The sequence below is a fragment of the Anoxybacillus sp. MB8 genome, assembly GCF_011006755.1.
In the GTDB taxonomy this organism is placed as follows: Bacteria; Bacillota; Bacilli; order Bacillales; family Anoxybacillaceae; genus Anoxybacillus; species Anoxybacillus gonensis.
Genome location: NZ_RXXX01000011.1, coordinates 1 through 23698, shown reverse-complemented (window position 1 = coordinate 23698; position 23698 = coordinate 1). Strand labels below are relative to the sequence as shown.

Here is a 23698-nt window from a genome sequence, read left to right as displayed (position 1 = left end):
TTGAAATCGTTTCACCGGAGCGAGCAGTTCGACGTGAAGCAGCAAGGCGAACGCTAAAGGTGTTGAATACTGGATATAGCAACCATGGTGCTAGCAGATCCAAAAAGTCGCTAATTGGATGGAATTATAAAGGCGGAAGCCCAGACGATGATATTACTGACAACTTGGACGTACTGCGACAACGCTCTCGTGACCTGTACATGGGGAGTCCGTTGGCTGCTGGAGCATTGAAAACTCTAAGAACAAACGTAGTCGGTTATGGTTTGCGTGTGAATCCTCAGATTGACGCTGATTTTTTAGGAATGACTGAAGAAGAAGCAGACGAGTGGGAACGGAATGTTGAGAGGGAATTTCAGCTTTGGGCGAAAGATTGCGATGCTGGACGAATGCTTGACTTCTATGAGATGCAGTCCCTTGTTTTTTTATCAATGATGATGTCAGGAGACGTTTTTTGCGTTATGCCGATGATTGAACGTCCCGGAAACCCTTATGCATTGAAAATTGCCGTGATTGAGGCTGATCGCGTATGCAATCCACCAGGAGTGAAAAATCCAAATATTCGCGGGGGAATCGAAGTCGATCAATTCGGAGCGCCAATTGCTTATTATATCGCGCAAAAGCACCCTCTTGATAAACAAAGTGCCCAAAACAAATGGGCTCGAGTGCCCGCATTTGGTGAGAGAACGGGAAGACGAAACGTGCTACATCTCATGGAATTTGAGCGACCGGGGCAGAGAAGGGGTGTTCCAGTACTTGCTCCAGTCATTGAATCGTTGAAACAACTCACAAGATACAGCGAGGCTGAGCTTATGGCAGCAGTTGTGAGCGGAATGTTTACGGTGTTTATTACATCAAAGACACCAGACGCACCACTTGGTGAAGTCGTTCCGTTAGAGCAACAGGTTGATACAGCTGATGAAAATAGCTACGAGCTTGGCAATGGAGCAATTATCGCGTTGGGAGAGGAGGAAGATGTGAAAGAAGTCAACCCGTCTCGACCAAACACAGCGTTTGATAGTTTTATTATGTCGATGACTCGTCAAATTGGCGCAGCGTTAGAAATTCCATATGAGGTTCTAATTAAACATTTTACGGCTTCATATTCAGCCAGCCGTGCGGCATTGCTTGAAGCATGGAAAATGTTCCGAATGCGACGATCGTGGCTCATTTCGAAATTTTGCGAACCTATCTATAATGAATTTTTATATGAAGCAGTGGCCAAAGGGCGAATTCAAGCCCCTGGCTTTTTTGATGATCCGATTATGCGTGCGGCCTATTCCAATGCTGAATGGTACGGACCGTCGCAAGGGCAAATCGACCCTCTAAAAGAAGTAAACGCAGCAAAAATCCGTGTTCAAGAAGGCTTCTCTACAAGATCTAGGGAGGCAACGGAGTTAACCGGATCGGATTTCGAAATGATCGTCCGCCAAAGAACAAAAGAAGAGAAAATGATGAGAGAAGGAGGATTGTTGTTTAATGACACAGAAAGCCAAGAAATTTTGGGAGTTCAGAGCGTCGAAAACGAAGAATAGTGCCGAGTTGCTGTTATATGGTCCGATTAGCGAGGATAGCTGGTGGGGAGATGAGGTCACTCCCAAACAATTCGCTGAAGAACTCAAAGCTTTAGGTGATATTTCAGAACTGACTGTTCGAATTAACAGCGGCGGAGGCGATGTTTTTGCAGGGCAGGCCATCCATAGTTTGCTACGAAGCCATCAGGCAAAAGTGACAGTTTATGTCGATGGGTTGGCAGCTAGTATCGCGTCCGTTATTGCTATGGCTGGGGATACAGTTGTTATGCCTCGCAATGCCATGATGATGATTCACAACCCGTGGACCATTGGCTGGGGGAATGCGAACGATTTCCGACGAATCGCTGACGATTTAGACAAAATTAGAGAGTCGATTATCGCAGCGTATCAAGAGAAGTCAAACATTGAACGTGAAAAGCTCATTGAATTGCTTGATGCAGAGACATGGTTGACGGCGGAAGAAGCGCTGGAATACGGATTGATTGATGAAATTGACGAGCGAAAATCAGTTGCGGCGTCCATGAAAGGAGGAATGTTGGTGATGAACGGAGTGGCGTTTGACATAACGAGTTTTAAAAATGCGCCTAAGATCATCGATACAACAAACGCAGGAAAGGAGGTGAATCAGCAGGTGGAGTTGACGGTAGAAATTTTAGCGAAACAGTATCCCGATATTTATAATGCCGTGAAGCAAGAAGGATATAATGATGGTGTGAAGGCGGAGCGGGAACGCTTCAAAGCCTTGCAGGAGCTTGAAGCGCCTGGATGCGAAGAGATTTTGAATCAAGCGCGGTACGAAACAGGCGAAACAGCAGAACAAGTGGCCATTAAGGTCGTCAATGTATTGAAATCGTCAGGAACCAATCGCCTAGTGGCCGCCATGCAAGATGCAGCTCCATTAAATCAAATTGATTATCAGCCTGTAATACAAGTTAATGATGATGAGACGAACAAAGTCATTAGCGCAATGGCACAAGCTGCAAACAAAAAGAGAGGTGTTAAATAATGAGCGAAGTTTATATTCCTGATAATCTTTTTGGAGGCCACATCATGCCTAAGGTGGATGATTCCTTGGTAGTTGCATCCGGTCAAGGGGTGTTAGCAAGGGGAACTCTTTTAGGATTGGTAACAGCAACAGGAAAGGCGAAAGTCGTATCTAAGTCGGCTAGTGACGGCAGCGAAAAGGTTTATGCAGTTCTTGCTGAAAATGTTGATACGACCAATGGGGATGTATTAGCACCTGTTTATTTAACTGGAGAGTTTAACGAAAATGCATTGACTGTAGCCGAGGGTGATACCGTAGCGGATCATAAAGCATCTGCGCGCGCCGTCGGTATTTTTATTAAGTCGACTTTAAGTGTATAGGGAGGTAGTAAAGTATGCCGATTGATTTATACAATACTCGTACCATGCTTGAAGCAGTTCGCCAGATGCAGCCGCCGAAAACGTTCCTGAAAGACACGTTTTTCAACAATCAACGGACATTCGATACAGAATATGTTGATGTAGACATCGTGAAAGGTCGTCGTCGTATGGCACCGTTTGTTCATCCTCGTCGTTCAGGAAAAGTTGTAGAGCGTGAAGGATACCGCACAAATACGTATAAAGCACCATTAATCAACCCTAAAATGCCAACAACAGCAGAGCATTTGCAAAAGCGTTTGGCAGGTGAGCCACTTTATTCTGGCGTCTCACCTGATGAACGTGCGGCTGAGCAACTGGGAAAAGATTTAGCTGAGCTTGATGATATGATCACTCGTCGTGAGGAATGGATGTGTGCACAAGCCTTATTTACGGGTCAAATTCATGTCAAAGGCGATGGAGTGGATGAGGTCATTGATTTCAATTTGACGAATAAAGAGGCATTGCTATCAGGAGCCAAGTGGAATGAATCAACATCTAATCCTTTAGCTGATCTAAAACGTTGGCGATTGCATGTTATTAAAGCCTCCGGTATTACTCCGGATATCGCGATTTTTTCTAGTGAAGTTGTTGATGCGTTCCTATGGAATGAACAAGTACAAAAAATGCTTGATTTACGCTTAGTGGAAACAGGGCAGATTGACCCTCAAGCATTGCCAAACGGAGTGACATATATCGGTCGTATTGCTGAATTAGGTTTGAATATCTACTCATACGACGAGTGGTACATTGACGATGATGGCACAGAAAAGCCGATGGTACCAGAGAAAACAGTGACAATTGCTAGTAGTAGAGCGCGATTTGACATGCTTTATGGAGCATATATCGATATGGAGATGGGAACGATGGATTTACCTCGTATCCCTCGTTCATGGGTAGAAAAAGATCCGTCAACACGATGGGTACAATTGATTTCGCGACCACTCCCTGTTCCGCAACATGTAGACAGTATTTACGTCGCAACAGTGCTGTAAGGGGGAAGTGAAGATGTACAGATCGGTTTGGCGAATTAAAATGGATAATCGAATTTATGAGCCTGGTGACATCATCACCGGGCTTTCTGATGTTCAAGCAAAAGAACTTCTGTCGATGAAAGCGATTGAAATTTCACCTGTATTTCATGAAGAGAAGGTAGTTGTAAATATGAGCCATACCGTCTCCAAAGAAGATAAACAGAACACGGGAAGCATTGATCAAATGGGGGCATTCAGAAAAACGTTAGAAGCGATGAAACGGTCAGAATTAATTTCATATGCAAAAAAAGTCGATGTTGCAATAGATACGAGAATGAAGAACTCAGAAATTTGCGACCTGCTTTTTGAGGATGCTAAAGAAAATGGGGTTGACATTGAGTTGCTAGATGAACAATCTCTCATGTTCCTTGCACTAGAATTAAACTGTCAGGTCTCTAGCGAAATGGATCGCGAACAGTTAATTAAAACGATTGATAGAAAACTTGGAGAATACGACAATGAGTAATCTAAAGTCTTTTATGAATAGTGATTTGGGAACGTTCTTTAACATCAGTGAATTTGCTGAATATCACGTTATAGACGGTGAAAACGTTTTGTCAGTTATTGACGTTGACCAATTCGTTGAGCGCCCAAGAGATCTTGTCGGAAACAGCATTTTTCATTCGACAATAACAATATACGTGAAATCAACTGACTATAGAAAACCAGTCATTGGACAAAGAATTACTGTCGATCAAGAAAATTATTATGTCACATCTGTCTCGGAAGATGCAGGTGTATTAAAAATTTCAGCAACAGCAAACGAAACGTAGGTGGGCTTATGGGTAGATTTAGCTTTGATATAAAGGTGGAAGATATGGCTCGGTTAGAGCACGCATTGGAACGCGTTCCTGAAAAAGTTCCAATCGTGGCTCTTCGCGCCCTGAACCGTGCAGCGGATAAGGCGAAAACTGAAATGTCACGGGAAGCGAGAAAAAGATATTACATCAGATACGGCGATGTACAAGATGCGATAAAAATATATCCAGCTAATTCAAACGATTTAACAGCTACTGTAATTGTAAAGGGACGAAGACGTGAATTAGTAAATTTCCGTGTTGAGCCAAGAATTCCAATACACCGTCTAAGCAAGGAATCAAAGCCTAAAGTGTTAAGGGTTGCAGTGAAAAAAACGGGAGGTCTTAAAGATTTCCCTAATGCTTTTGTGGGGATCGGGTCGCGCGCTGGAAAATTGCATGTTTTACGAAGAGTGGATAAAGGTAGATATCCACTGCATATTAAGTATGGGCCATCTGTTCCTCAAATGATTGGCAATGAAGAGGTTATTACTGTTGTGGAAGAAAAAGTACAAGAAACGCTAGATAAAAGATTGGAACATGAAATAAAAAGGGCGTTAGAGGAAGTGTAGATGATGATAGGAATAATGACAACTTCTATTGACTTAGTCGATATGTTGAAAGAAGAGGTTGAAAAAATTGTGAGTGAATTCTCGCTGAATTGCAACATAGAAGGAAGACAAAAATCACCCCAAGTTACAACACAGTATTTACCCGAAAAAAAAAGAAAGTTGGAGCAAGATGATCCGGATTTTCCACACGTTATTGTTCGGTTTGTTGAAGAAAAAGTTGAACAGGGACAAAACATCGTTGAAATTCATATCATTGCAGGAACATATGGATATGACCCTCAAGTTTGTTGGCGTGACGTGGTGAATGTTTTAACAAGAATAAAAGTGGAATTGTGTAAAAAGCCGTTGCTAAGCTCATTTGAATTGATCAAAGACAGCTATCGAACCATTTTTCCGGAAGAGCAACCATTTCCAGAGTGGGTTGCATATTCAATCGTCAAATATCGGACACCATCTATACAAAGTGAGGAGGGGTTACAACATGTCTACTGATTTAAAAAAAGAAAAAGCAAAAAAAGTTGTGGACACACCTGTCATTTATTGTGGTCCTAATATCCCAAAAGCCATGCTAAATCAATTTACCGTTTTTCAGAACGGTTTGCCTAAGCATCTGGATAAACATTTAAAAGCGTGTCCGATTATACAGCAATTGATCGTTCCCGTCGAAAAACTAAATGATACGCTTGAAGCAATAAAAACGACTGGCACTCCTGAAAATGTTTGGTTTCAACAAGTTTTGGAATATAACAAAGGGGTTGGTAACTAATGTATAGACATGGAGTTAGAATTTTAGAGGTTCCTACTTCTGTCGTTCCTCCGGTTAGGGCGGCAGCTGGGCTACCTGTTGTTATTGGCACTGCACCGATCCATTTAGCGGATATGACGTGTGTGAATAAGCCTGTTTTAGCCTATAACTATCAAGAAGCTGCCCAATCACTTGGATACGCAAAGGATTGGAAAAAATATACTCTTTGTGAATTTATGAAATCACATTTTCAACTTTTCAGTGTCGCGCCGGTCGTATTTATAAATGTTCTGGATCCAAACAAGCATAAAAGAAGCAAAACAGAAACTATTGACACGATCGGGAATGTTGCGCGTATTGAACAAGATGGAGTTTTATTGAGTACATTGAGCATTAAATTAACACCTGATGGTGATAATTTACAACAAAATAGGGATTATATCGTCAACTATGACGAGAACGGTCGTGTATTAATCACTCTTATGAATAGTGTCGTAAGTAATAATCTATTTGTTAACTATGATTATCTTGATCCAACCATGGTTACGAAATACGACATCATCGGCGGTGTAAATGCGACTACTGGTGAATACACAGGATTGGAACTTATTAATCGTGTATTTCCTTTATTCCGTTTAATTCCTGGTCAAATTCTTGCGCCAGGTTGGAGTCACGATCCTGCTGTTGCAGCTGTAATGAAGGCAAAGTCAGCAAACATCAATGGCTTGTTTAAAGCTATTTCTTTAGTAGATGTCGACAGTAAAGAGGCAGATAACTATTCTGAAGTGCCAGCATGGAAAAATAACAACAACTATACAGATTCCTTGCAGCTTGTTTTTTGGCCAAAGGTGAAACTGGGCGAAGAAGTATATCATTTGTCAACACAGGCAGCTGGGCTAATTTGTAAAGTCGATGCACAATACGATGACTTACCATATGTAAGCCCATCAAACAAAAATATACAGGCAACCGGAGCAGTAACTGATGATGGAAAAGAAGTTGCATTAGGACCAGATCAAGCAGCATACCTAAATGGAGAGGGGATCGTTACTGCGTTAAATTTTATCGGTGGATGGAAATTATGGGGTAACCGAACAGCGGCATATCCAGGTGTGACGGATGTTAAAGATACTTTTATCCCCGTCCGTCGTATGTTTAATTGGATCGGAAACACAATTATTCTGACGTTCTGGCAAAAAGTTGATGACCCAACAAATAAAAGATTAATCGATACAGTTGTTGACAGCGTAAACATTTGGCTGAATGGTCTCACAGCAAGAGGAGCATTACTTGGCGGACGCGTAGAATTTCGGAAAGATAAAAACCCTGTTACAGACTTATTAAACGGTATTGTTCGCTTTCACGTTTGTTTGACCCCTCCTGTACCGGCAGAGGATATAGTGTTCATGCTTGAATTTGATGTGAACTACTTAAATACGTTATTTGAATAGGTGGTGAGCGCTTGTGTCAGTTAATGTTGTTTTTGAAAAGCTAAATGATTTTCGGGTATATATGGACGGAACGAGCGATTTAAAAGGGGTTGTCGATATTACCCTCCCCTCATTTGAACACATGACGGAGAGCGTGAAGGGTGCAGGTATTGCGGGGGAATACGAATCGCCAAACATCGGACATTTTCAAAGCATGAAGATTACGCTGAATTGGCGAGTATTTAACTATGATTTATCCCAACTTCTTGCCCCTGTTTCAAGAAAAATTGATTGTCGCGGCGCTACTCAAAAACTTGATGCTGCTACAGGGAAATATGTAATGGAAGCTGTACGAGTGCTTATTCAAGGGACACCAACAAAGGTTGAACCAGGTAAGCTTGAAAAAGGCAGTCCGTATGAAGCTTCGACAGAAATTGAGGCAACATATATAAAAATCGATATTGACGGACGAAATGTTGTTGAACTTGATAAGCTAAATTACAAGTATGTAGTGAATGGAACTGATTATCTCGCCGATGTTAGAAAAGCTTTAGGAATGTAGGAGGGACAATGATGAACTTTAAACTAACTAAGCCAATTGATATTGATGGGAAATTGATTGATTCGCTTGAATTGAATTTAGAAAACTTAACAGGACGAGATATTTTAGCGATTGATAAAGAGTTACGCTCTCGAAATAGCCAATTCAGTGTTTATGACATTGAATCACAGCTGTTAATAGTATCAAGATTGTCAGGGATTATTCCAGATGAGTTAGAGAAGATGCAAGCCCCTGATTTTTTAGAGATTACGAGTAAGGTAACACTTTTTTTACTAAATATAGATTCGAAAGCGCGCGAGAAATCCGAAAAGTAGCACTGCAACTCGCCAGTGCTTTTTTTACCCCTGTGGATTTTTGGATAAACCTCACTATCGATGAGCTGGATCAATGGATTAAAGATGTTCCTACAGAGGAGGGGGCGAACGGTGTCTAGAAAGCAATTAGAAATGATTTTTCATATATCTGGTAAGGTCGGGAGCTCCTTCCGATCATCTTTTGGAACGGCAGGATCGCAGCTAGACAGATTGCGAGATAAAACATCTGAATTAAAGTCAGCATTAAAGGAATTAGATAAACATCATAGAAATGCAATTCTTTCAACTGACCAGTTTCGTGTAGCTCAATCTCGCCTGTCTAGTCAACTTGAAAAAGTGAAGAACGCCCAAGAACAACTATCACAAGCACAGAGAAGATATCAAGAGTTGCAGCGGAATATGGCTGATACACGGATGCAAATGTTAGATACAGCAGCTATGGCTACCCCAATTGTCGTTGCGACAAAAGCTGCAATGGATTTTGAACAATCTATGCTTGGTGTTGCTAAGCAAGTTGATGGTGCGCGTGATCATGCTGGGAACTTGACAAAAGTGTACTATGAGATGCGTGAAGAAATTTTCAAAATGGGTAGAGAAATGGGCGTTCCAAATGCGGAGCTTGCTCAACTAATGGCTTTTTCAGCAAAGATGGGTGTACCGAGAGAGGAACTAGTTCTTTTTACAAAAGAAGTAGCTAAGCTTGGAGAAGCATTTGAAATGGCCCCAGAAGAGATTGGAACTTCGATGGGGAAACTAGCCAATATCTTTAAAATACCTTATAAGGAAATCGGAAAGCTTGGAGATGTCATTAACTATTTAGATGATAAGACACTAGCGAGTGGACGTGGCATTATTGACGTCATGATGCGCGCCGGTGGCCAAGCAAAAGATGTTCATTTAACCGAGAAACAATTAGCAGCCTTAGCGAGTACGTTTTTATCATTGGGTAAATCAGAAGAAGTTGCTGGTACAGCTGCGGTAGCGCTCATGCGTGAACTTGCATTAGCCGAAGAACAACCAGAACGATATAGTAAAGCTTTAAAAAAATTAGGCTTAACTACAAAACAAGTTACTAAAGGGATGGCTAAGGACGCGCAAGGTACTATCCTTGATGTATTAGATCGAATCAACAAACTTAGTCCAGAGGAAAAAACGGCTGTAACTGTAGGAATTTTCGGGAAAGAATACGGCGATGACATAGCAACTTTAGCAAACGGAATAAAGGAATATAGAAAACAATTAAAGCTTGTTAATGATGAAGCGGCAAAAGGCTCTTCTGACCGTGAATTTGAGGCAAGGAACAAAACATCGTATGCTGAGTTACAAAAATTAAAAAATTCAATGAATGAGTTTGCAGTAAATGTTGGAGATACTGTATTACCGACGTTAAATGAGATATTCAAAAGTATGGCTGATATATCTCGAAGTGCATCTGAGTTCGCCAAGCAATATCCTAATGTAACAAAATTGGTAGTTACGTCAGCCACAGGATTAATTGCTGCGCGTATGGGATGGCTGGGATTGAAATTTGTTATTGATAGTGCTCGCCTTTCACTTGCTGGTGGCGCGAAGTTTTTCAGCAAAATGAAAGGAAACGCGGCTGTCTTTCAAGCTCAACAGGCGATGAAAAATACACAAGCGCTTATAACGAACGCGCAAAGGAATAAGAATGTCATATCACTAGCCGAAAGAGCGAAGGCGAAAAGTTCGCCAACCAGCACAACGACAACAGCAAAAGTAGCGAAAGAAGCATCTAAGTCGTCAAATGTCATATCACTAGCCGAAAGAGCGAAGGCAAAAAGTTCGCCGCCAAGCAGCACAACGACAACAACAAAAGTAGCGAAAGAGGTATCTAAGTCGTCAAATGTCATATCACTAGCCGAAAGAGCGAAGGCGAATAACTTATCGTTAGTGTCAAACGCTCCTGTTGCTGCCCGAGCGAAAAGCGTTGGTAAAATGTCTAAAGCACTTGCGACAACCGGAAAGGTGTTAAGTAAAGCTGCTCTCCCGTTAACTGTTGCTGCAGAAGCCTACAGCATTTATAAAGCGCAAGATAAAACAAAAGCAATTGTTCAATCGGGAACTGGAATTGCTGGCAGTATAGGTGGCGCTAAACTTGGCGCAGCAATTGGTACTGCTATTGCTCCGGGTATCGGAACAGCTGTAGGAGGAGTACTTGGTGGATTAGTTGGATATGCGGCAGGACGATGGTTAGGCGGAAAAGGGGTAGATGCCGTACGAAATTCCAGTACTGCTAGAGCACATCATGTTGCTAATCAGAACAATACAGCTTATTTATCTAAAGCTACACAAGAAATGGCTATGCATATTAATCGAGCATCGCATAACTTTTCTTTGCTTACTCAATATGCTGGGATGGCGAGCGGTAAAATAGCAGGTGCATCATTCGAATTATCTAACAATATTAAAAAAGCCTCTAATAATTTTTCGCTTTTAACTATGTATACAGGTCAAGCTTGTGGATGGATGGCTTCACTAAATGGCATTCAGACAGCTGGGCAACGCGTCATATCAGCGCTCAATAAGCTCGAAGCGCGCATCAATAACATCAAGCTTCCGGAGACGAGAAATAGAAGGGTGAGTTATGATGGGTAGAACGTATATAACTGTTCAAGGTGATACTTGGGATAAAATTGCATATGAAACACTCGGGAGTGAGTATTCGCTCCCTTTTTTATTAGAGGCAAATAAAAAATACAGACATATCGTGATTTTTCCGAGCGGATTGAAAATAAATATCCCAGATATCACTACGTCAATTATGACAAAAAGACCAGCGTGGCTTGGCGAGGATGATGAATTATGATTGATGCTAGAAAAACATATTTAGAAATTTTATACAATAAACAAAATATCACTTCTCAATTGGAGACACATTTGGTGGATTGGACGTACACAGATAATTTAAGCGGTGAAGTTGACGATGTACAAATAGTTTTAGAAGATATTGAAAATAAATGGCTGAGTGATTGGTTTCCGAGTAAAGGATCCATTATAGAGGTGACGATTTGTAGAAAGAATTGGAATAAACAAATAGTAAAAACAAAGCTAGGAAAGTTTGAGGTGGATGAGATTGAAGTAAGCGGAAGTCCATCGCAAGTGACAATCAAAGCGTTGGCGGTACCCGAATCATCGTCGATACGTGGGGAATATAAGTCGAAGGCGTGGGAAAAAACAACGCTAAAGATGGTAGCGGGTGATATCGCGAAAGCAAATAAATTGAAGCTATATTTTGAAGCGAGCGACAATCCTAAGAAGGATAGATATGAACAGGAAAATGAAACAGATTTAATGTTTTTATATCGCTTATGTAGAGATGAAGGATTGTGTTTAAAAATCTCTAATCGTTCAATTGTTATCTTAGATGAAGTGGCCTATGAAAAGAAGGCGGCATTTGCAACGATTAAACGATTTGGGGATGAGAAAATATTTGTGAAGAGTTGGTCGGCAAAAACAACGTTGAGCGGAACATATAAGGCGTGTCGTGTGCAGTACCACGACTCAAAAAAGAAAAAAACGATAAAAGTAACTTTTACGCCGCCGAAAGTACCAAAGGTAGGCCGCACTCTGGTTGTTACAGAAGAAGTAAAATCTGTTGCTGAGGCATTGCGTCTAGCGAAGAAAAAGCTAAGGGAGGCAAATAAAGAAGCAACAACTGTCAATTTGCACATTGTTACAGATATACATTTAGATGCAGGGATGACATTGTCCTTAAAAGACTTCGGGAAATTTGACGGCAAATACATTATTACGAAAGCTGTATACTCACAAGATGGGGTAGATTTGTCACTCCGAAAATGTTTAGAGGGGTATTGAAATGTTTGAAAAAATCGGTATTGTGACTTCAATATATCCGAATAAATGCACAGCTAGGGTAAAATTTGAAGATGCAGATGATTTAATTTCCGCAGAGCTACAAGTGGTTGTAAGAGGGTCATTAAATAATAAGGACTATTGGATGCCGAAAGTCGGTGAACACGTACTATGTATTTTTACAAAACAAAAAAGTGGATATATCGTTGGGTCTATCTATTCAAAGCAGTCACCGCCTCCTGTAAATGTTGAGTATAAGCGACACATGCAGTTTGAGGACGGCACAACAATCGAGTACGATTCAAAATCGAAGACATTAGATATTAATTGTGTAGGACCGATTAAAATAAAAGCCACGGGTCACGTGCATGTGACTGGGAATATATATGTAAGTGGAGATGTAATTGCAGACGGAATTTCGTTAAAGAATCATATACATTCATGTCCTCATGGCTCAACTTCACCTCCGAATAGATAAAGGCAGGGTGATATCATGATTGGCGCTTTCGGTGACGTTGTATTTGAAGTGACAGATAAAAAAATACAGACTTTTTATGATTTTAAACGGGCTGGAGAGGCAAGATGGCACGATCACGACATCATTGGAGGGAAACCAAAGTCAGAATTCAATGGTCCAGGACTAGACGAAATTACGTTCGTAGTGCTTTTGAAAGCGGAATTTGGAATAAATCCAACGAAACAGCTTGAGAAGCTGAGGAATATGCGTGATCAAGGAAAAGCGGCCCCGTTCATTTTAGGAGGCAAACCTATTTCTAAGCATTATTTTTCAATTCAAAAAATGAGCGAAGAATACAAAATTGTAGACAACAGAGGAAATATCATTGTTGCGGAAGTAGAGTTAGAATTAAAAGAATATGTTAGGTCTGGAGTGATGTGAACATGTATGAAATAAGACCTGTTCATGAAATAATTTTTGATGCGACAGGAGTGCAAGAAGTGTTGCAAAATGTCGCATTTATTCTCTCGACAATGATGTACAGTTGCCCTATGGATCGGGGATTTGGTTGGAATCCAGATTTAGATTTACCCATCGATGTTGCAAAAGCAATGAGCGCATCTAAGATTGTTCAGGCAATTCAAGAAAACGAACCAAGGGCAATCGTAGAAGAATTTTTTTTCGAGGAAGATCACATGAACGGAGTGCTAAAACCGATAGTAAGGGTGTCTGTACATGAATCGATTTAATTTGCCAGATATTCATTTTTTGAAAAAAAGCCCTGAAGATATTGAAAGAGACATGTTGTCGTATATAGAGAAAAAGACAGGAATAAAACTTTCAAATGCTGACCCGAGAAGAAAGTTTCTTCAAGCTTTAGTACTGTACATTGTTCAAGAAAGAAACAACTTAGACTATGCATTGAAGCAAAATCTACTATCATATGCTGATGGTGAGTTTCTAGATCATAAGGGAGAAGATTTTCAAGTACATCGTTTGAAAGCTAAACCGGCAAAAACTATGATGGAATTCATTCTTGAAGAAGAGCGCGTCGATACTTTAGTGATTCCTAAAGGGACGCGTTTTTTAGTTGGTGAAAGCACATTTTTTGCAACAGATGAAACGTGTATTGTTCCTAAAGGCCAACATACTGTACACATCGGGGCAACATGCTTAGAAAATGGAAAAGTCGGTAACGGATATTTACCAGGAGAAATCACAACATTAGTTGATCCTATCCCGTGGGTGAAAGAAGTTCGGAATATTACAACGAGCGATGGTGGGGCAGAAGTTGAAGATGATGATTCATATGCTCATAGAATTCATATAGCGCCTGAGTCTTTCTCAGTCGCAGGACCAGAAGGAGCATATGAATACTGGGCAAAAACAGCGCATCAAGAAATTGTTGATGTAGTTGTTCTCAACCCATCGCCTGGCGTTGTTGATATTCGCGTCTTGTTAGCAAACGGAGAATTGCCATCGGAAGAAATTTTAGAACAAGTTTTATTTGCGTGTTCAGACAAAAAGGTACGACCGTTGACTGATTACGTGATTGTCAATCAGCCGGAGATTGTCACATATGACATAGACGTTGAGTACTACATTTTATATTCGAATGCCGGCATGGCTAATTCCATTCAACAAAATGTGAATGAAGCATTTCAAGGGTATTTGCGTTGGCAAAAAGAGAAGCTTGGACGCGATGTAGATTTATCGGAGTTAATCGCACGTCTCAAAAAAGCAGGAGCATACAGAGTGACTGTCAATTCCCCGATGTATAAAAAAATTGAGAAGCACCAAGTTGCGAAAGAAAACATTGTGAACTTTTCGTTTGGAGGACTCACCGATGAATAGTTTGAGGGATTATTCTATTCCCTTGTTGCTACCTGATAGTTTACGGAAGGATGCTTTTGTCGTTGCGCTTGGCGAAGCTTTTGAAACGGAAATGAAAGAAATGTATCGTGAGGCTGAAATTTTATCAAATTTTTATGATTTGGATAAAATTCCGGAGCAGCTTTTAGATCACATTGCGTATGAAAAACATGTGGATTTTTATGACTCAAATATTCCGTTTACGCAGAAGATGAATCTCGTGCGTCAGTCTGTTGCGTGGCATAGAAAAAAAGGAACACCCTGGGCTGTTGAGCAAGTTATATCGGTTATATTTCCAAGAGCAAAAACGATTGAGTGGTTTGAATACGGAGGTGATCCTTACAAGTTTTTAATACAACTTGACTTAGATGATGATTTTTTATCTTTTGATAAACCGCGTTTAAAAAGATTGCTTGATGCGACAAAAAATAAAAGATCGCAACTAGAAAAGATACTTTTTCAAACAAAAGTATCTACAAAGAGGTCAACTAGCAATAAAGTAGATGAACGGATTCGAATATATACAAAATTGAATCCATGGGTTTTAGCTGGATTAGGCACGGATATCGGACTAGAAAATGTCTATCTTGATGGCAATTATAAGTTAGACGGAGAGGCTTTCTTAAATAGCTACATCCAAACAGATGAACCTCAATGTTTAACTACTGCTAGGTTAATAATGAAAGTTGCACATGATTTTGGCGTGCACGAAGTTAGCATAGTCCCTGTTCTTGACGGAGTGTACATGTTAAATGGCGAATTGCTCTTACAGCATGATTTACAAACAGCGCGAATAACAGTGAAGCAAGAAGCGAAAACGAAACAGCGTCAGCGAATTGTAGCGAGTAACGATGTAACACAACGAGTGCAAGTGACGAGCATGAGTCGAAACGTGTCTGGCGTATATACGTTAAATGGTGGACAAAATTTGAATGGGAACATTTCACTCAATCAGACTTTACTTAACAACAAAGGCCTGTTTCGTGTTAAAAAACAAAATGCAGTTGTAGAGGAGGTAGCTGTTTAGTTGATAAATAAAATATCTGTAAAATCGAACATTCGATTAATTAAAAACGGAAAAGTGATTGAAATAGAGAAAGCAGGTGAGAAAAATGGCGAACACAGTAACAACAATAAAAGCTAGAGAAAAATTTGCTAAGGCTCATGCAGGTATTGCCCCGTTGCCTCCAATCACTCATGTCGGGTGGGGAAATGGAGGTCATGATCCGGATACACGTATGCCAATCATGCCAACAGCTGACGTAAATGTAATACCAGGAGAAATAATGAGGAAAGAGATAAAAGGATTTGAGTTTCCAATTCCGACAACATTGAGAGTTTTCGTAGATTTGCTTTTTTCAGAAAGTGGGGAAAATGAAATATCATGTTGTGGATTATATGATGCAGAGGGGGACTTAGTTGCCTGGAAAACTTTCAAGCCAAAACCCATGGATGAAGAAACAACACTAGAAATTGACTGGGATGAACAATTTTAACCAGGGAGCGTGGAGTACGTGGCCAATCATCAAATTTATGAAACAAAAAATTTTAGTGAAGTGCTCAGAAAACTTGTAACAACGGATCCTGCACATGCGGATACATTTAACCCACTTTTCGAAAGACTCATTAATAACGACGCATATTTAAAAGCTTTCATTGAAGGGCTTTTATCGGTAAATGGACATACGCATAGCGGAATTGATGGTGACGGACCTAAAATTCCACTTGCGAACATTGAGTTACCAAGTTCTATGGGGCGGATTGTTACGGAGGATATTCTAAACGCCCATATTAACGAGCGTAATCCGCATGGAACAAGAGCAAGTGACATTGGAGCAGAAACACCATCAGGGGCACAAGCAAAAATAGATGCAGCGATTGCTGCGCATTCGGCTGATAATGTGAAGCACGTAACAGCCGCAGAAAGAGCGGCTTGGAATAGCGCAGAAGCAAACGCAAAAGCATATACGGATACCGCGCCAGAAGCCATGCAGAGGAATCTAGCAAACTTCAATGTTTACAAAAGTGGAAAGGACAGTAATGGAATTTTTACCACTGTTGAATACAAACGATCAAATGGAACGCTGTACGCGCGATCTGTATTGAGCGGTGGAACAAGCCCACAATATACAACTCGGACAATTACTTATTACGGAACAGACGGAACAACCGTATTACGAACCGATACTTACGCGTTAACCTATGATACGAATGGTGAGTTAATCGGCGAGGTGAAAAATTAATGCCTATTATTGATATACGTACACACGGAGGAAAATATGCTGGAATTGGTGGTGGGATTAAGTCTATTCAAAGAGGTCTTTCTATTGTATCTTATGATAAATACACTTTAGATGTAACAATTAGTAATGTAGACCCTAATAAATGTTTGGTGTTTGCTTGGTGTGTAAGTGATACCAGTTACGGACAAAAATACAACGCATTTCAAGCCTATTTAACAAGTGCGACTAATTTACGATTAGATAGACACTCTCGCCCTTATGACTACAATGTTAGTTATAGTTTTTATGAGGTGGCGGTCTCATGGATGGTTATAGAGTTCACTAATGTGAAGTCAAAACAAGAGGGAGTTGTATCAATTGTTCCGTCAGCTACTTTAGATGCTGGAGCTTATCATTATCAGAATGTTTACATTAGTTCGGTAAACCCTTCAAAGTGTATAGTCGCTTTAACATATAAATCAACTGAAGAATATGGGAATAACGCGGGCACCTATTGGTCAGCTATGAACGGTATTTATTTGCTAAATAACACGACATTACAAATCCTTGTATCTAATGCTCAAAACTATACACAGTACTATAGATGGCAAGTCCTAGAATTTAATTAATGGAGGGATTTTATTATGTATCATTATGCTGAATTGAATCACGAAAATATATGTATTGGTGTAAAAACGGTTAAAGATGTCATGACAAGCACAAACCTCATTCCGATTGATGAAGCGAATCCTGATTTTTTATTCCGTAAATTCGAGAATGGAAATTGGTCACTAGAAAAATATTTGCCCGACGCGGCAGCTATACAATTAAGTGAATTCGAAAAGTTAAAACAAGAAAACACGGAATTAAAACAACGTCAACAAATTATTCAGCAAGCGCTAGACGATTTACTGTTAGGAGGAATGTGATATGGCGGCTTATCTCGCGCAAAGAATCATCGACGGAGCGTACACATACGAATTTGTCATCCAGCGTCGTCCTGATTTAAAAGAAGGGATTGATGCTTATTTAATTTCTAAAGGTAGAGAGGATTTGATTGTAAATTAAAAATAAATGGTTTTGTAGTAAGGAAGATGCTATGCCCTTCCGACCATATTCAATCCCAAAATTTTTTTGTCGAAATAAAGAGGAATTTGTGTGTTTTTGAATAATTATTACTTAGATTCAAAAACAAAGGAAAGGGAGAACTAAATGACTTTTGAGGAACATGTTGAAAATATAAAAAAAGAGTTAGGAATTGACTCCAATCTACAGATTGTGTGTGGAGAGGATGGAGCAAGAGATTATATCGAAAGTATTAGAGAGAAAAATCCATCTCACGCGAAATGTTTAGAAGATATGTATTTAAAATCGAAAAACACTAGAGGAATATATCCATGGTCGGTGGATGAGGATTTGATTCTAATTAAAAGCAAAAATTACATTGGGACGTTAGCGCATGAAATGCGTCATGTATGGCAGTATAAAAAAGCAAAAGACAAATTTTGTTGGTCAGAACCTTGTCGTAACAAATTCAAAGAGTGTCTGGATAAAATGATATATCTGGTAAGTAAAAAAGAATTGGATGCAAACGAATACGCTAGAGATTATTGCAAAAAGAATGGGATAGGAGAATTTAATCGCTATAGATGTAAGGCACATATAAATTATATATGTCGTGCTCTTTTTAGACCTTGGATTTTGTTGTGTTTTATTTGGGTTGTGTTTGTTTTTCTATTATTTTAATCACAATTGCCGAACACAAAGAGAAAATTTATGAACATAACTTATAATCTAAGTGCTTTAGAGGTACAAATGAACATTAGGACGATAATGCGCAATAAAATGTCCGATTAAAATCCCATTAAAAAAAGTCCTCCATCACTTTTTGGAGGACTTTTCTAATCCGATTTTAACAAGTTCTCTGATCGCTTCATTTCGGTTTTTTAACTGGTTTTCATGCCAGTACTTTTCAATTTGTTCAACTAGCTCGTTAGGGAAAGTCACTAAAATTTGAGTATTTTTATTTTTATCAATTGCCATGATATCACCTCGTTTCAAGTATAAGTTATATAACTTATATTGACAACAAGAACGTTTGTTTGTAATATAGATATATAAGTTATATAACTTTAAAAGATAGGGGATGATATGATGGCGAATACAGCTGGTGAACAAATGATGTCTGAAGTTGTGGCGATGTTGCACGAATTGATACCTACAATCAACGCTCATGAAATTAAGAATGAATTGTCGGTCATCTTCTCCAAATATCATGTAACCAAAATTGAACTACAAGAAGTGCATCCTGATTTACATGAAAAAATCCAGCTATTTTTGTCATCGAAGCGCTTAGAAGGGCTAAGTCCGATTACGCTTGAAAGTTATGAATTAGATCTAAAAATTTTTGCGGAGCATGTCAAAAAGAAAACAGATGAGATTACTGCTGCTGATATTCGGGTATTTTTAGGTCGTTTTAGTCACCTGAAACTTAGTTCAATCGCTAAAAAATTGTCTGTATTGAAAAGTTTCTTTGGATGGCTGGCATCTGAAGAAATCATTCAACGTGATCCGACTAAAAAGCTAAAACCGCCTAAACAAGAAAAAAGGCTCCCGAAAGCGTTGACGATTGAGGAATTAGAAATGCTCCGCGAGGCTTGCAAAACAACACGACAGCGAGCTTTTTTAGAAGTGTTATATGCAACAGGTTGTCGTTTATCAGAAGTACAAGCGCTGAACCGATCGGATATAAACTATCAGACGCTCAGTTGTAGAGTAATCGGGAAAGGAAATAAAGAGCGCGAAGTGTATTTCAGCTTTAAAGCGATGTATCATTTACGGAAGTACCTCATGGCTAGAACTGACAATGAACCAGCGCTGTTTATTACAGAAAGAAAACCCTATCGTCGTCTTTCAAAACGCGGCATTCAAAGGGAAATTGCACTCATCGCAGAAAATGCTGGGTTAGGGAAGAAAGTGAGTCCACACACGTTACGACACACATTTGCGACATTAACGCTGAACAATGGGGCTGAATTAGCTGCCGTTCAAGCTTTACTTGGTCACGAAGATCCGGCCACTACACAAGTGTATGCACAATTGACTGATGAGAAAAAACGAGAACAACATAAGAAATATTTAGTCCAATAGACCAGCGCCCTGGTCTTTTTATTTTTTGCAGGAAAGGTCGTGAGTCGATGGAAGAACGCATTCAAAAACTGGAGGCAGACATGGTGGATGTAAAAACACGCTTGGCGGTCGCAGAATCAAACATCAAAGATATGCGTGAAGATATTCGAGCAATTAAAGATGATACTAAGTGGCTACGACGTACGATCACAAACGCAATTATTGTTTCGGTGGTCGGCGGCATCGTGGCCATTGTTTTTGCGGCGTTGAAGGGAGGTGTTCAATGATGAAACGCTTTAAAAATTACGGTCTATGGCTGTCTGTGGCATCATTACTTCTTATGGTGTTACAAGACGCTGGGGTGAATATCACACCAGAAAAATTCAATGCGTATGTGCAGACGATATTGGGGATTTTGGTGTTGCTAGGGATTGTGTCTAACCCGAAAGAGGGAAAATGGTATCAAGATAAAGGAGAGGATCAATAATGTTCAAACCGACTTATCATGAACGAAATTTGGCCAACCTTGAAAAACTGGCTCCTAACACAAAAAGAGCAGCAATGGAATGGTACAATTGGTGCGTTGCGAATAGCATTGACATTCTTATCTATGAAACGCTTCGCACAAAAGAAAAACAACGATATTACGTTGCCAGTGGGAAGTCACAGACGATGCGCTCTTACCACTTGGTTGGACAAGCATTAGATTTCGTCCCAGTCGTGGGCGGGAAAACAGATTGGAATGGCTATGATAAAACAGCAATTCAACAGGCTATTGCCAAAGCCAAGCAGTTGGGCTTCACTTGGGGCGGAGATTGGGACAACGACGGAAAGACAACTGATGAAAAATTCATAGATAAGCCCCATTTGCAATTCGAATACAAGGGATATGGAACGGATAAGAAGTTAGACACTAACATTTCGGCCATTCCGAAAACACAGACGAAAACAACTCAAACATACACCGTCCAAAAAGGCGACACGCTTTCTGAGATCGCTAAGAAGTACAATACAACAGTAGATGCGCTACAGAAATTGAACAATATCGCGAATCCAAGCTTGATTCGGATTGGTTCAATTCTGGTTATAAAATAAGTTAATCCCTGCTCTATCGGCAGGGATTTTTAGTTTTAATGGAAACTATGTACATTTTCTCTTTCTGCAGTAAAATAATCTGATAATTCCCATTTACCGTCTTTAAAATAAACACCTCTTACTAAATCCGAATGTTCGAGTAAAGAATCCTTGATATTTCCTCCACCTACACGAACTAGAACGACCTGTATTCCCTCTTTTCTTGCAAACTTCATCGTTGGCACAAAGTCAGAATCGCCAGTTACTAAAATAATACGGTCAACTATATGTTTACTTGCTAACCAAGCAACATCTAATCCAATTCGGATATCTACACCCTTTTGATCTAGTTCCGGTGAAAAATCATCATCCCGAAGAGGTGAAAAATTATCCTTAGGTTCTGATTTTAGTCTTTCGATAGTAGCATCTTTTAGTTTCCAACCTCTGAAGACTGTCTCGCCTTTTCTTATCGCTATATAATTTTTCTGACCCAGTTCTCTAAAGAGCCTTTCTGAATAATCTACTAGTGGGCTTGAATTGAAATCGAATTTATCTCTAGATATGGGTTTCTCCACAGTTCTACGAAAAGGTTCGCCGTGATAAAAGAAAATTCTAAAGATCTCCTCTTGATTTTTGTCAATTAGATTAAGAGAAAAATCGTAAATTACTTCTGCTTCAGGGTTATGTTGAAGCTTGAGCGTGTTTTTCAATCTCTTTTGAACGAATGCACCATCTAATAAGATAGCAACTTTTTTCATTAAGTTCCCCCCATCAATATAAAAACCTTCTCCAAGTATATAGATATTAGGAGAAGGCGTGAAGTATAAAAATAGAATGGTTATTGAGTATATAAGACACATATGTATTATTTGTAATTCAAATATACAATATGTATATTTGAATTACAATACCTAAAAAAATAATTTTTTGATTTCAATTATATATTGACAAGTAGATATTTTTATGCAATCACCATTTTCTATAGTACAGACTTTCTTAATTACTAAAAAAATCATCGCGTTTTACTTGATGACCTAGAGCTTTTAGAGCTTTTTCGACTTTTACCCATGTAGAAATTCTAGGTCGATAATTCGGATCTTTACACATATTCGAAACTGTTGTCCTTCCCACATTCGCCTTTCGTGCTATCTCCTCTTGTGTTAGTCCTACTTTATCTACCCATCTCCCAAATTTACTTCTCGGTTTCCCTAACCAAAACATCAATATTCCCTCCCAGTCGTTTTTATAACAGTCTTGTCCAAAAATCCCGAATTTAAACCTGGGGAAAAAATATGGAATAATGGACAAACATATGAAAATACGATGTATCAGACGCGATTAAGAACGATATAAACGACGTATTTGTTGTCGCATTCACTCGTCGTAGCTATAGTCGTTTTTGTTATTCGTGCTTGCTGCCGATTGTAGATACGGAGAACGACATGAAAAAATGCGTTGTATCAACGGATAGCGTTATTTACTAATGTTCTCGGCGCGAGCGACTATCCTATCGGATATTTAAGGATTGGCAGTGGGAGGTGGTTCTATCTTTTTAACATTGACCGGTATGGATTTTGCTAGTGCAGCAACTGTTAGTGGCGTTGTCTATGACAAGATAACAGCGGCATTTATGCCACTTGTTGAACTTGTAAAAGGGTTATCATATCCGATTGCGTTAGTCATCATGTCTGGCGGGGCATTAATGATTATGATTGGTAGCAAGGAAAAAGGATATACGATGATTCAAAATTCAGCCATCGGTTACATTTTAGTTCAAATGATGCCATTACTTATGGAACTTCTGGTGGAAATCGCAAAAGCGATTTAAGGAGGGGGCTATGGAAAACCTAATCGTTAAATTGCTTATTCTTCATGCTTTTATCGCTGACCAGCGTAATGAATATGCTAAAATGAAAGCAGAAAATATTACTGAACAGGCTTTTGTTGAAGGGATAATAACAGCTTGTGAGTTTTTTGAGGAAGCTTTGGAGCATATGATGGATTATAGATAGCATAGCCAATGTGTATAGGGTGTACAGTTGTATCAGTACAATCGTCATTCTACGCTCATGTCAGCGTACAAACATATTAAAGATGAAAAATTTCGCTATTACATTTTAAAACAAAAATCGGATGTGTTGCAGGCGATGAGAAACTTTTTCCGCAAAGAAGAACAGAAAACGTTTGTTTAAATCCTTGTATCATACAAGGTTTTTTTTTGCGAAAAAATAGTTGACAAACGGGTGGGGGTTTTGTAATATACTCATAGAGGTAATAGTAATTACTTATTTTTTTACAATCAAATATACCCTTATGAGTATAGAGAGGTGAAGAAAATGAAGCATATATCCCCGCAAGAAGTCGAACAACAATTAAAAGAGGGGCGTGCACTGAGCATTATTGATGTGCGCGAATATGAAGAAGTAGCACAAGGGAAAATTCCAGGTGCACGTCACATTCCGCTCGGTCAGTTGCTTGAGCGAATGAATGAAATTAATAAAAATGAAGAGCATATTCTCGTTTGTCGCTCAGGAAACCGAAGCGGTATGGCTTGTCAGTTGTTAGAAAGTTACGGATATGACGTCGTGAATATGACAGGCGGTATGCTTGAGTGGACAGGTGAGATTGAACGGGTAGCGTCAAAAAATCTATGAAAAGTCATCATGGTCTACCTGTTGAAGGAAAATAAAGAGGATAGTGGAATTGGATTCGCCCTTGACCAA

35 protein-coding genes and 2 pseudogenes are annotated in these 23698 nt (G+C 39.6%); 34 read left to right on the top strand and 3 right to left on the bottom strand.

Annotated elements, in window-relative coordinates; all coding sequences use genetic code 11:
- The first annotated feature begins 59 nt into the window (after positions 1-59).
- From EKC99_RS05955 to EKC99_RS05830, 26 genes are all read left to right on the top strand, one after another.
- On the top strand, positions 60-1532 hold the full coding sequence (locus tag EKC99_RS05955; RefSeq protein ID WP_483296095.1) for a phage portal protein: 1473 nt from the start codon (positions 60-62) through the stop codon (positions 1530-1532).
- Complete coding sequence (locus EKC99_RS05950) at positions 1477-2538, top strand: head maturation protease, ClpP-related (RefSeq protein ID WP_163150975.1); 1062 nt, start codon at positions 1477-1479, stop codon at positions 2536-2538. The genes EKC99_RS05955 and EKC99_RS05950 overlap by 56 nt, the downstream gene beginning before the upstream one ends.
- Positions 2538-2897 carry a head decoration protein gene (locus tag EKC99_RS05945; protein ID WP_163150973.1) on the top strand — a complete coding sequence of 120 codons (360 nt, stop codon included), beginning with the start codon at positions 2538-2540 and terminating at the stop codon, positions 2895-2897. The genes EKC99_RS05950 and EKC99_RS05945 overlap by 1 nt, the downstream gene beginning before the upstream one ends.
- Before the next feature lie 14 nt (positions 2898-2911).
- Positions 2912-3928 carry a major capsid protein gene (locus EKC99_RS05940; protein WP_163150971.1) on the top strand — a complete coding sequence of 339 codons (1017 nt, stop codon included), beginning with the start codon at positions 2912-2914 and terminating at the stop codon, positions 3926-3928.
- A gap of 13 nt (positions 3929-3941) precedes the next feature.
- Positions 3942-4433 carry a hypothetical protein gene (locus EKC99_RS05935; RefSeq protein ID WP_163150969.1) on the top strand — a complete coding sequence of 164 codons (492 nt, stop codon included), beginning with the start codon at positions 3942-3944 and terminating at the stop codon, positions 4431-4433.
- A gap of 88 nt (positions 4434-4521) precedes the next feature.
- Complete coding sequence (locus tag EKC99_RS05930; protein ID WP_240468813.1) at positions 4522-4740, top strand: hypothetical protein; 219 nt, start codon at positions 4522-4524, stop codon at positions 4738-4740.
- 8 nt (positions 4741-4748) lie between these two features.
- Positions 4749-5336 carry a phage tail protein gene (locus EKC99_RS05925; RefSeq protein WP_163150965.1) on the top strand — a complete coding sequence of 196 codons (588 nt, stop codon included), beginning with the start codon at positions 4749-4751 and terminating at the stop codon, positions 5334-5336.
- Positions 5337-5828 carry a hypothetical protein gene (locus tag EKC99_RS05920; protein ID WP_163150963.1) on the top strand — a complete coding sequence of 164 codons (492 nt, stop codon included), beginning with the start codon at positions 5337-5339 and terminating at the stop codon, positions 5826-5828.
- A complete protein-coding gene (locus EKC99_RS05915) occupies positions 5818-6102 on the top strand; it encodes a hypothetical protein (protein ID WP_163150961.1) in 285 nt (94 codons plus the stop codon). The genes EKC99_RS05920 and EKC99_RS05915 overlap by 11 nt, the downstream gene beginning before the upstream one ends.
- Positions 6102-7532, top strand: coding sequence for a phage tail sheath family protein (locus EKC99_RS05910; protein ID WP_163150959.1), 1431 nt, complete (start codon positions 6102-6104; stop codon positions 7530-7532). Before EKC99_RS05915 ends, EKC99_RS05910 begins: the two co-directional genes overlap by 1 nt.
- A 13-nt stretch (positions 7533-7545) precedes the next feature.
- Complete coding sequence (locus EKC99_RS05905; protein WP_163150957.1) at positions 7546-8073, top strand: phage major tail tube protein; 528 nt, start codon at positions 7546-7548, stop codon at positions 8071-8073.
- An 8-nt stretch (positions 8074-8081) separates the two neighbouring features.
- A complete protein-coding gene (locus EKC99_RS05900) occupies positions 8082-8387 on the top strand; it encodes a phage tail assembly protein (protein ID WP_163150955.1) in 306 nt (101 codons plus the stop codon).
- 111 nt (positions 8388-8498) lie between these two features.
- The gene (locus EKC99_RS05895; protein WP_163150953.1) at positions 8499-11003 is read left to right on the top strand and encodes a phage tail tape measure protein; all 2505 of its coding nucleotides are present in this window, start codon (positions 8499-8501) and stop codon (positions 11001-11003) included.
- A complete protein-coding gene (locus EKC99_RS05890) occupies positions 10993-11214 on the top strand; it encodes a tail protein X (protein WP_042895604.1) in 222 nt (73 codons plus the stop codon). The genes EKC99_RS05895 and EKC99_RS05890 overlap by 11 nt, the downstream gene beginning before the upstream one ends.
- Positions 11211-12224, top strand: coding sequence for a phage late control D family protein (locus EKC99_RS05885; protein ID WP_163150951.1), 1014 nt, complete (start codon positions 11211-11213; stop codon positions 12222-12224). The genes EKC99_RS05890 and EKC99_RS05885 overlap by 4 nt, the downstream gene beginning before the upstream one ends.
- Before the next feature lies 1 nt (position 12225).
- Positions 12226-12699, top strand: coding sequence for a phage baseplate assembly protein V (locus EKC99_RS05880; RefSeq protein WP_205597795.1), 474 nt, complete (start codon positions 12226-12228; stop codon positions 12697-12699).
- Between the two features lie 15 nt (positions 12700-12714).
- Entirely contained in the window at positions 12715-13119 is a 405-nt protein-coding gene (locus tag EKC99_RS05875; protein ID WP_163150949.1) for a phage tail protein, read from the top strand.
- A 2-nt stretch (positions 13120-13121) separates the two neighbouring features.
- Positions 13122-13427, top strand: a complete 306-nt coding sequence (locus EKC99_RS05870) for a GPW/gp25 family protein (RefSeq protein WP_163150947.1) — start codon at positions 13122-13124, stop codon at positions 13425-13427.
- Entirely contained in the window at positions 13414-14532 is a 1119-nt protein-coding gene (locus EKC99_RS05865) for a baseplate assembly protein (RefSeq protein WP_163150945.1), read from the top strand. The genes EKC99_RS05870 and EKC99_RS05865 overlap by 14 nt, the downstream gene beginning before the upstream one ends.
- Entirely contained in the window at positions 14525-15577 is a 1053-nt protein-coding gene (locus tag EKC99_RS05860) for a phage tail protein I (RefSeq protein ID WP_163150943.1), read from the top strand. The genes EKC99_RS05865 and EKC99_RS05860 overlap by 8 nt, the downstream gene beginning before the upstream one ends.
- A gap of 85 nt (positions 15578-15662) precedes the next feature.
- Positions 15663-16046 carry a hypothetical protein gene (locus EKC99_RS05855; protein WP_163150941.1) on the top strand — a complete coding sequence of 128 codons (384 nt, stop codon included), beginning with the start codon at positions 15663-15665 and terminating at the stop codon, positions 16044-16046.
- A gap of 18 nt (positions 16047-16064) precedes the next feature.
- Entirely contained in the window at positions 16065-16793 is a 729-nt protein-coding gene (locus tag EKC99_RS15840) for a hypothetical protein (RefSeq protein WP_205597794.1), read from the top strand.
- Entirely contained in the window at positions 16793-17401 is a 609-nt protein-coding gene (locus EKC99_RS05845) for a hypothetical protein (protein WP_042888310.1), read from the top strand. The genes EKC99_RS15840 and EKC99_RS05845 overlap by 1 nt, the downstream gene beginning before the upstream one ends.
- Before the next feature lie 15 nt (positions 17402-17416).
- Complete coding sequence (locus EKC99_RS05840) at positions 17417-17701, top strand: hypothetical protein (RefSeq protein ID WP_042895946.1); 285 nt, start codon at positions 17417-17419, stop codon at positions 17699-17701.
- 1 nt (position 17702) lies between these two features.
- Positions 17703-17840 (top strand): hypothetical protein, encoded by a 138-nt coding sequence (locus tag EKC99_RS05835; RefSeq protein WP_163150939.1) that lies wholly within the window; start codon positions 17703-17705, stop codon positions 17838-17840.
- A 144-nt stretch (positions 17841-17984) separates the two neighbouring features.
- Entirely contained in the window at positions 17985-18518 is a 534-nt protein-coding gene (locus tag EKC99_RS05830; protein ID WP_075039455.1) for a hypothetical protein, read from the top strand.
- 135 nt (positions 18519-18653) lie between these two features.
- Here EKC99_RS05830 and EKC99_RS05825 read toward each other — a convergent pair whose 3' ends face one another.
- Complete coding sequence (locus EKC99_RS05825) at positions 18654-18815, bottom strand: ribbon-helix-helix domain-containing protein (protein ID WP_163150937.1); 162 nt, start codon at positions 18813-18815, stop codon at positions 18654-18656.
- 108 nt (positions 18816-18923) lie between these two features.
- Here EKC99_RS05825 and xerA point away from each other — a divergent pair, with 108 nt between their 5' ends.
- From xerA to EKC99_RS05805, 4 genes and pseudogenes are all read left to right on the top strand, one after another.
- The gene (gene xerA, locus EKC99_RS05820; RefSeq protein WP_163150935.1) at positions 18924-19922 is read left to right on the top strand and encodes a site-specific tyrosine recombinase/integron integrase; all 999 of its coding nucleotides are present in this window, start codon (positions 18924-18926) and stop codon (positions 19920-19922) included.
- 47 nt (positions 19923-19969) lie between these two features.
- Entirely contained in the window at positions 19970-20188 is a 219-nt protein-coding gene (locus EKC99_RS05815; protein ID WP_033018147.1) for a hemolysin XhlA family protein, read from the top strand.
- A complete protein-coding gene (locus EKC99_RS05810; protein WP_163150933.1) occupies positions 20185-20388 on the top strand; it encodes a phage holin family protein in 204 nt (67 codons plus the stop codon). The genes EKC99_RS05815 and EKC99_RS05810 overlap by 4 nt, the downstream gene beginning before the upstream one ends.
- Positions 20388-20801: pseudogene (locus EKC99_RS05805) on the top strand (M15 family metallopeptidase); the annotation flags it as partial. The gene EKC99_RS05810 and the pseudogene EKC99_RS05805, both read left to right, overlap by 1 nt.
- Before the next feature lie 230 nt (positions 20802-21031).
- Here EKC99_RS05805 and EKC99_RS05800 read toward each other — a convergent pair.
- The gene (locus tag EKC99_RS05800) at positions 21032-21733 is read right to left on the bottom strand and encodes an NYN domain-containing protein (protein WP_163150931.1); all 702 of its coding nucleotides are present in this window, start codon (positions 21731-21733) and stop codon (positions 21032-21034) included.
- A 238-nt stretch (positions 21734-21971) separates the two neighbouring features.
- Positions 21972-22196, bottom strand: a complete 225-nt coding sequence (locus EKC99_RS05795) for a helix-turn-helix domain-containing protein (protein ID WP_009362062.1) — start codon at positions 22194-22196, stop codon at positions 21972-21974.
- A gap of 304 nt (positions 22197-22500) precedes the next feature.
- Here EKC99_RS05795 and EKC99_RS05790 point away from each other — a divergent pair, with 304 nt between their 5' ends.
- From EKC99_RS05790 to EKC99_RS05775, 4 genes and pseudogenes are all read left to right on the top strand, one after another.
- Positions 22501-22803, top strand: coding sequence for a hypothetical protein (locus EKC99_RS05790; protein ID WP_240468812.1), 303 nt, complete (start codon positions 22501-22503; stop codon positions 22801-22803).
- A 10-nt stretch (positions 22804-22813) separates the two neighbouring features.
- Positions 22814-22987: a hypothetical protein gene (locus EKC99_RS05785; RefSeq protein ID WP_163150929.1), complete on the top strand. Its 174-nt coding sequence runs from the start codon at positions 22814-22816 to the stop codon at positions 22985-22987.
- 24 nt (positions 22988-23011) lie between these two features.
- Positions 23012-23167: pseudogene (locus EKC99_RS05780) on the top strand (sporulation protein YhbH); the annotation flags it as partial.
- A 144-nt stretch (positions 23168-23311) separates the two neighbouring features.
- Positions 23312-23629 (top strand): rhodanese-like domain-containing protein, encoded by a 318-nt coding sequence (locus tag EKC99_RS05775; protein WP_163150927.1) that lies wholly within the window; start codon positions 23312-23314, stop codon positions 23627-23629.
- Positions 23630-23698 lie beyond the last annotated feature (69 nt).

Bases quoted from the DNA above. Each gene is read 5' to 3' on its own strand.
- EKC99_RS05840 (WP_042895946.1), top strand. From the start codon at position 17,417: ATGTATCATTATGCTGAATTGAATCACGAAAATATATGTATTGGTGTA.
- EKC99_RS05810 (WP_163150933.1), top strand. From the start codon at position 20,185: ATGATGAAACGCTTTAAAAATTACGGTCTATGGCTGTCTGTGGCATCA.
- EKC99_RS05800 (WP_163150931.1), bottom strand. From the start codon at position 21,733: ATGAAAAAAGTTGCTATCTTATTAGATGGTGCATTCGTTCAAAAGAGA.
- EKC99_RS05835 (WP_163150939.1), top strand. From the start codon at position 17,703: ATGGCGGCTTATCTCGCGCAAAGAATCATCGACGGAGCGTACACATAC.
- EKC99_RS05920 (WP_163150963.1), top strand. From the start codon at position 5,337: ATGATGATAGGAATAATGACAACTTCTATTGACTTAGTCGATATGTTG.
- EKC99_RS05795 (WP_009362062.1), bottom strand. From the start codon at position 22,196: ATGTTTTGGTTAGGGAAACCGAGAAGTAAATTTGGGAGATGGGTAGAT.
- EKC99_RS05885 (WP_163150951.1), top strand. From the start codon at position 11,211: ATGATTGATGCTAGAAAAACATATTTAGAAATTTTATACAATAAACAA.
- EKC99_RS05940 (WP_163150971.1), top strand. From the start codon at position 2,912: ATGCCGATTGATTTATACAATACTCGTACCATGCTTGAAGCAGTTCGC.
- EKC99_RS05775 (WP_163150927.1), top strand. From the start codon at position 23,312: ATGAAGCATATATCCCCGCAAGAAGTCGAACAACAATTAAAAGAGGGG.
- EKC99_RS05875 (WP_163150949.1), top strand. From the start codon at position 12,715: ATGATTGGCGCTTTCGGTGACGTTGTATTTGAAGTGACAGATAAAAAA.
- EKC99_RS05935 (WP_163150969.1), top strand. From the start codon at position 3,942: ATGTACAGATCGGTTTGGCGAATTAAAATGGATAATCGAATTTATGAG.
- EKC99_RS05825 (WP_163150937.1), bottom strand. From the start codon at position 18,815: ATGGCAATTGATAAAAATAAAAATACTCAAATTTTAGTGACTTTCCCT.
- EKC99_RS05910 (WP_163150959.1), top strand. From the start codon at position 6,102: ATGTATAGACATGGAGTTAGAATTTTAGAGGTTCCTACTTCTGTCGTT.
- EKC99_RS05815 (WP_033018147.1), top strand. From the start codon at position 19,970: ATGGAAGAACGCATTCAAAAACTGGAGGCAGACATGGTGGATGTAAAA.
- EKC99_RS05900 (WP_163150955.1), top strand. From the start codon at position 8,082: ATGATGAACTTTAAACTAACTAAGCCAATTGATATTGATGGGAAATTG.
- EKC99_RS05870 (WP_163150947.1), top strand. From the start codon at position 13,122: ATGTATGAAATAAGACCTGTTCATGAAATAATTTTTGATGCGACAGGA.
- EKC99_RS05925 (WP_163150965.1), top strand. From the start codon at position 4,749: ATGGGTAGATTTAGCTTTGATATAAAGGTGGAAGATATGGCTCGGTTA.
- EKC99_RS05915 (WP_163150961.1), top strand. From the start codon at position 5,818: ATGTCTACTGATTTAAAAAAAGAAAAAGCAAAAAAAGTTGTGGACACA.
- EKC99_RS05945 (WP_163150973.1), top strand. From the start codon at position 2,538: ATGAGCGAAGTTTATATTCCTGATAATCTTTTTGGAGGCCACATCATG.
- EKC99_RS05830 (WP_075039455.1), top strand. From the start codon at position 17,985: ATGACTTTTGAGGAACATGTTGAAAATATAAAAAAAGAGTTAGGAATT.
- EKC99_RS05845 (WP_042888310.1), top strand. From the start codon at position 16,793: ATGCCTATTATTGATATACGTACACACGGAGGAAAATATGCTGGAATT.
- EKC99_RS05860 (WP_163150943.1), top strand. From the start codon at position 14,525: ATGAATAGTTTGAGGGATTATTCTATTCCCTTGTTGCTACCTGATAGT.
- EKC99_RS05855 (WP_163150941.1), top strand. From the start codon at position 15,663: ATGGCGAACACAGTAACAACAATAAAAGCTAGAGAAAAATTTGCTAAG.
- EKC99_RS05865 (WP_163150945.1), top strand. From the start codon at position 13,414: ATGAATCGATTTAATTTGCCAGATATTCATTTTTTGAAAAAAAGCCCT.
- EKC99_RS05785 (WP_163150929.1), top strand. From the start codon at position 22,814: ATGGAAAACCTAATCGTTAAATTGCTTATTCTTCATGCTTTTATCGCT.
- EKC99_RS05950 (WP_163150975.1), top strand. From the start codon at position 1,477: ATGACACAGAAAGCCAAGAAATTTTGGGAGTTCAGAGCGTCGAAAACG.
- xerA (WP_163150935.1), top strand. From the start codon at position 18,924: ATGATGGCGAATACAGCTGGTGAACAAATGATGTCTGAAGTTGTGGCG.
- EKC99_RS05880 (WP_205597795.1), top strand. From the start codon at position 12,226: ATGTTTGAAAAAATCGGTATTGTGACTTCAATATATCCGAATAAATGC.
- EKC99_RS05890 (WP_042895604.1), top strand. From the start codon at position 10,993: ATGATGGGTAGAACGTATATAACTGTTCAAGGTGATACTTGGGATAAA.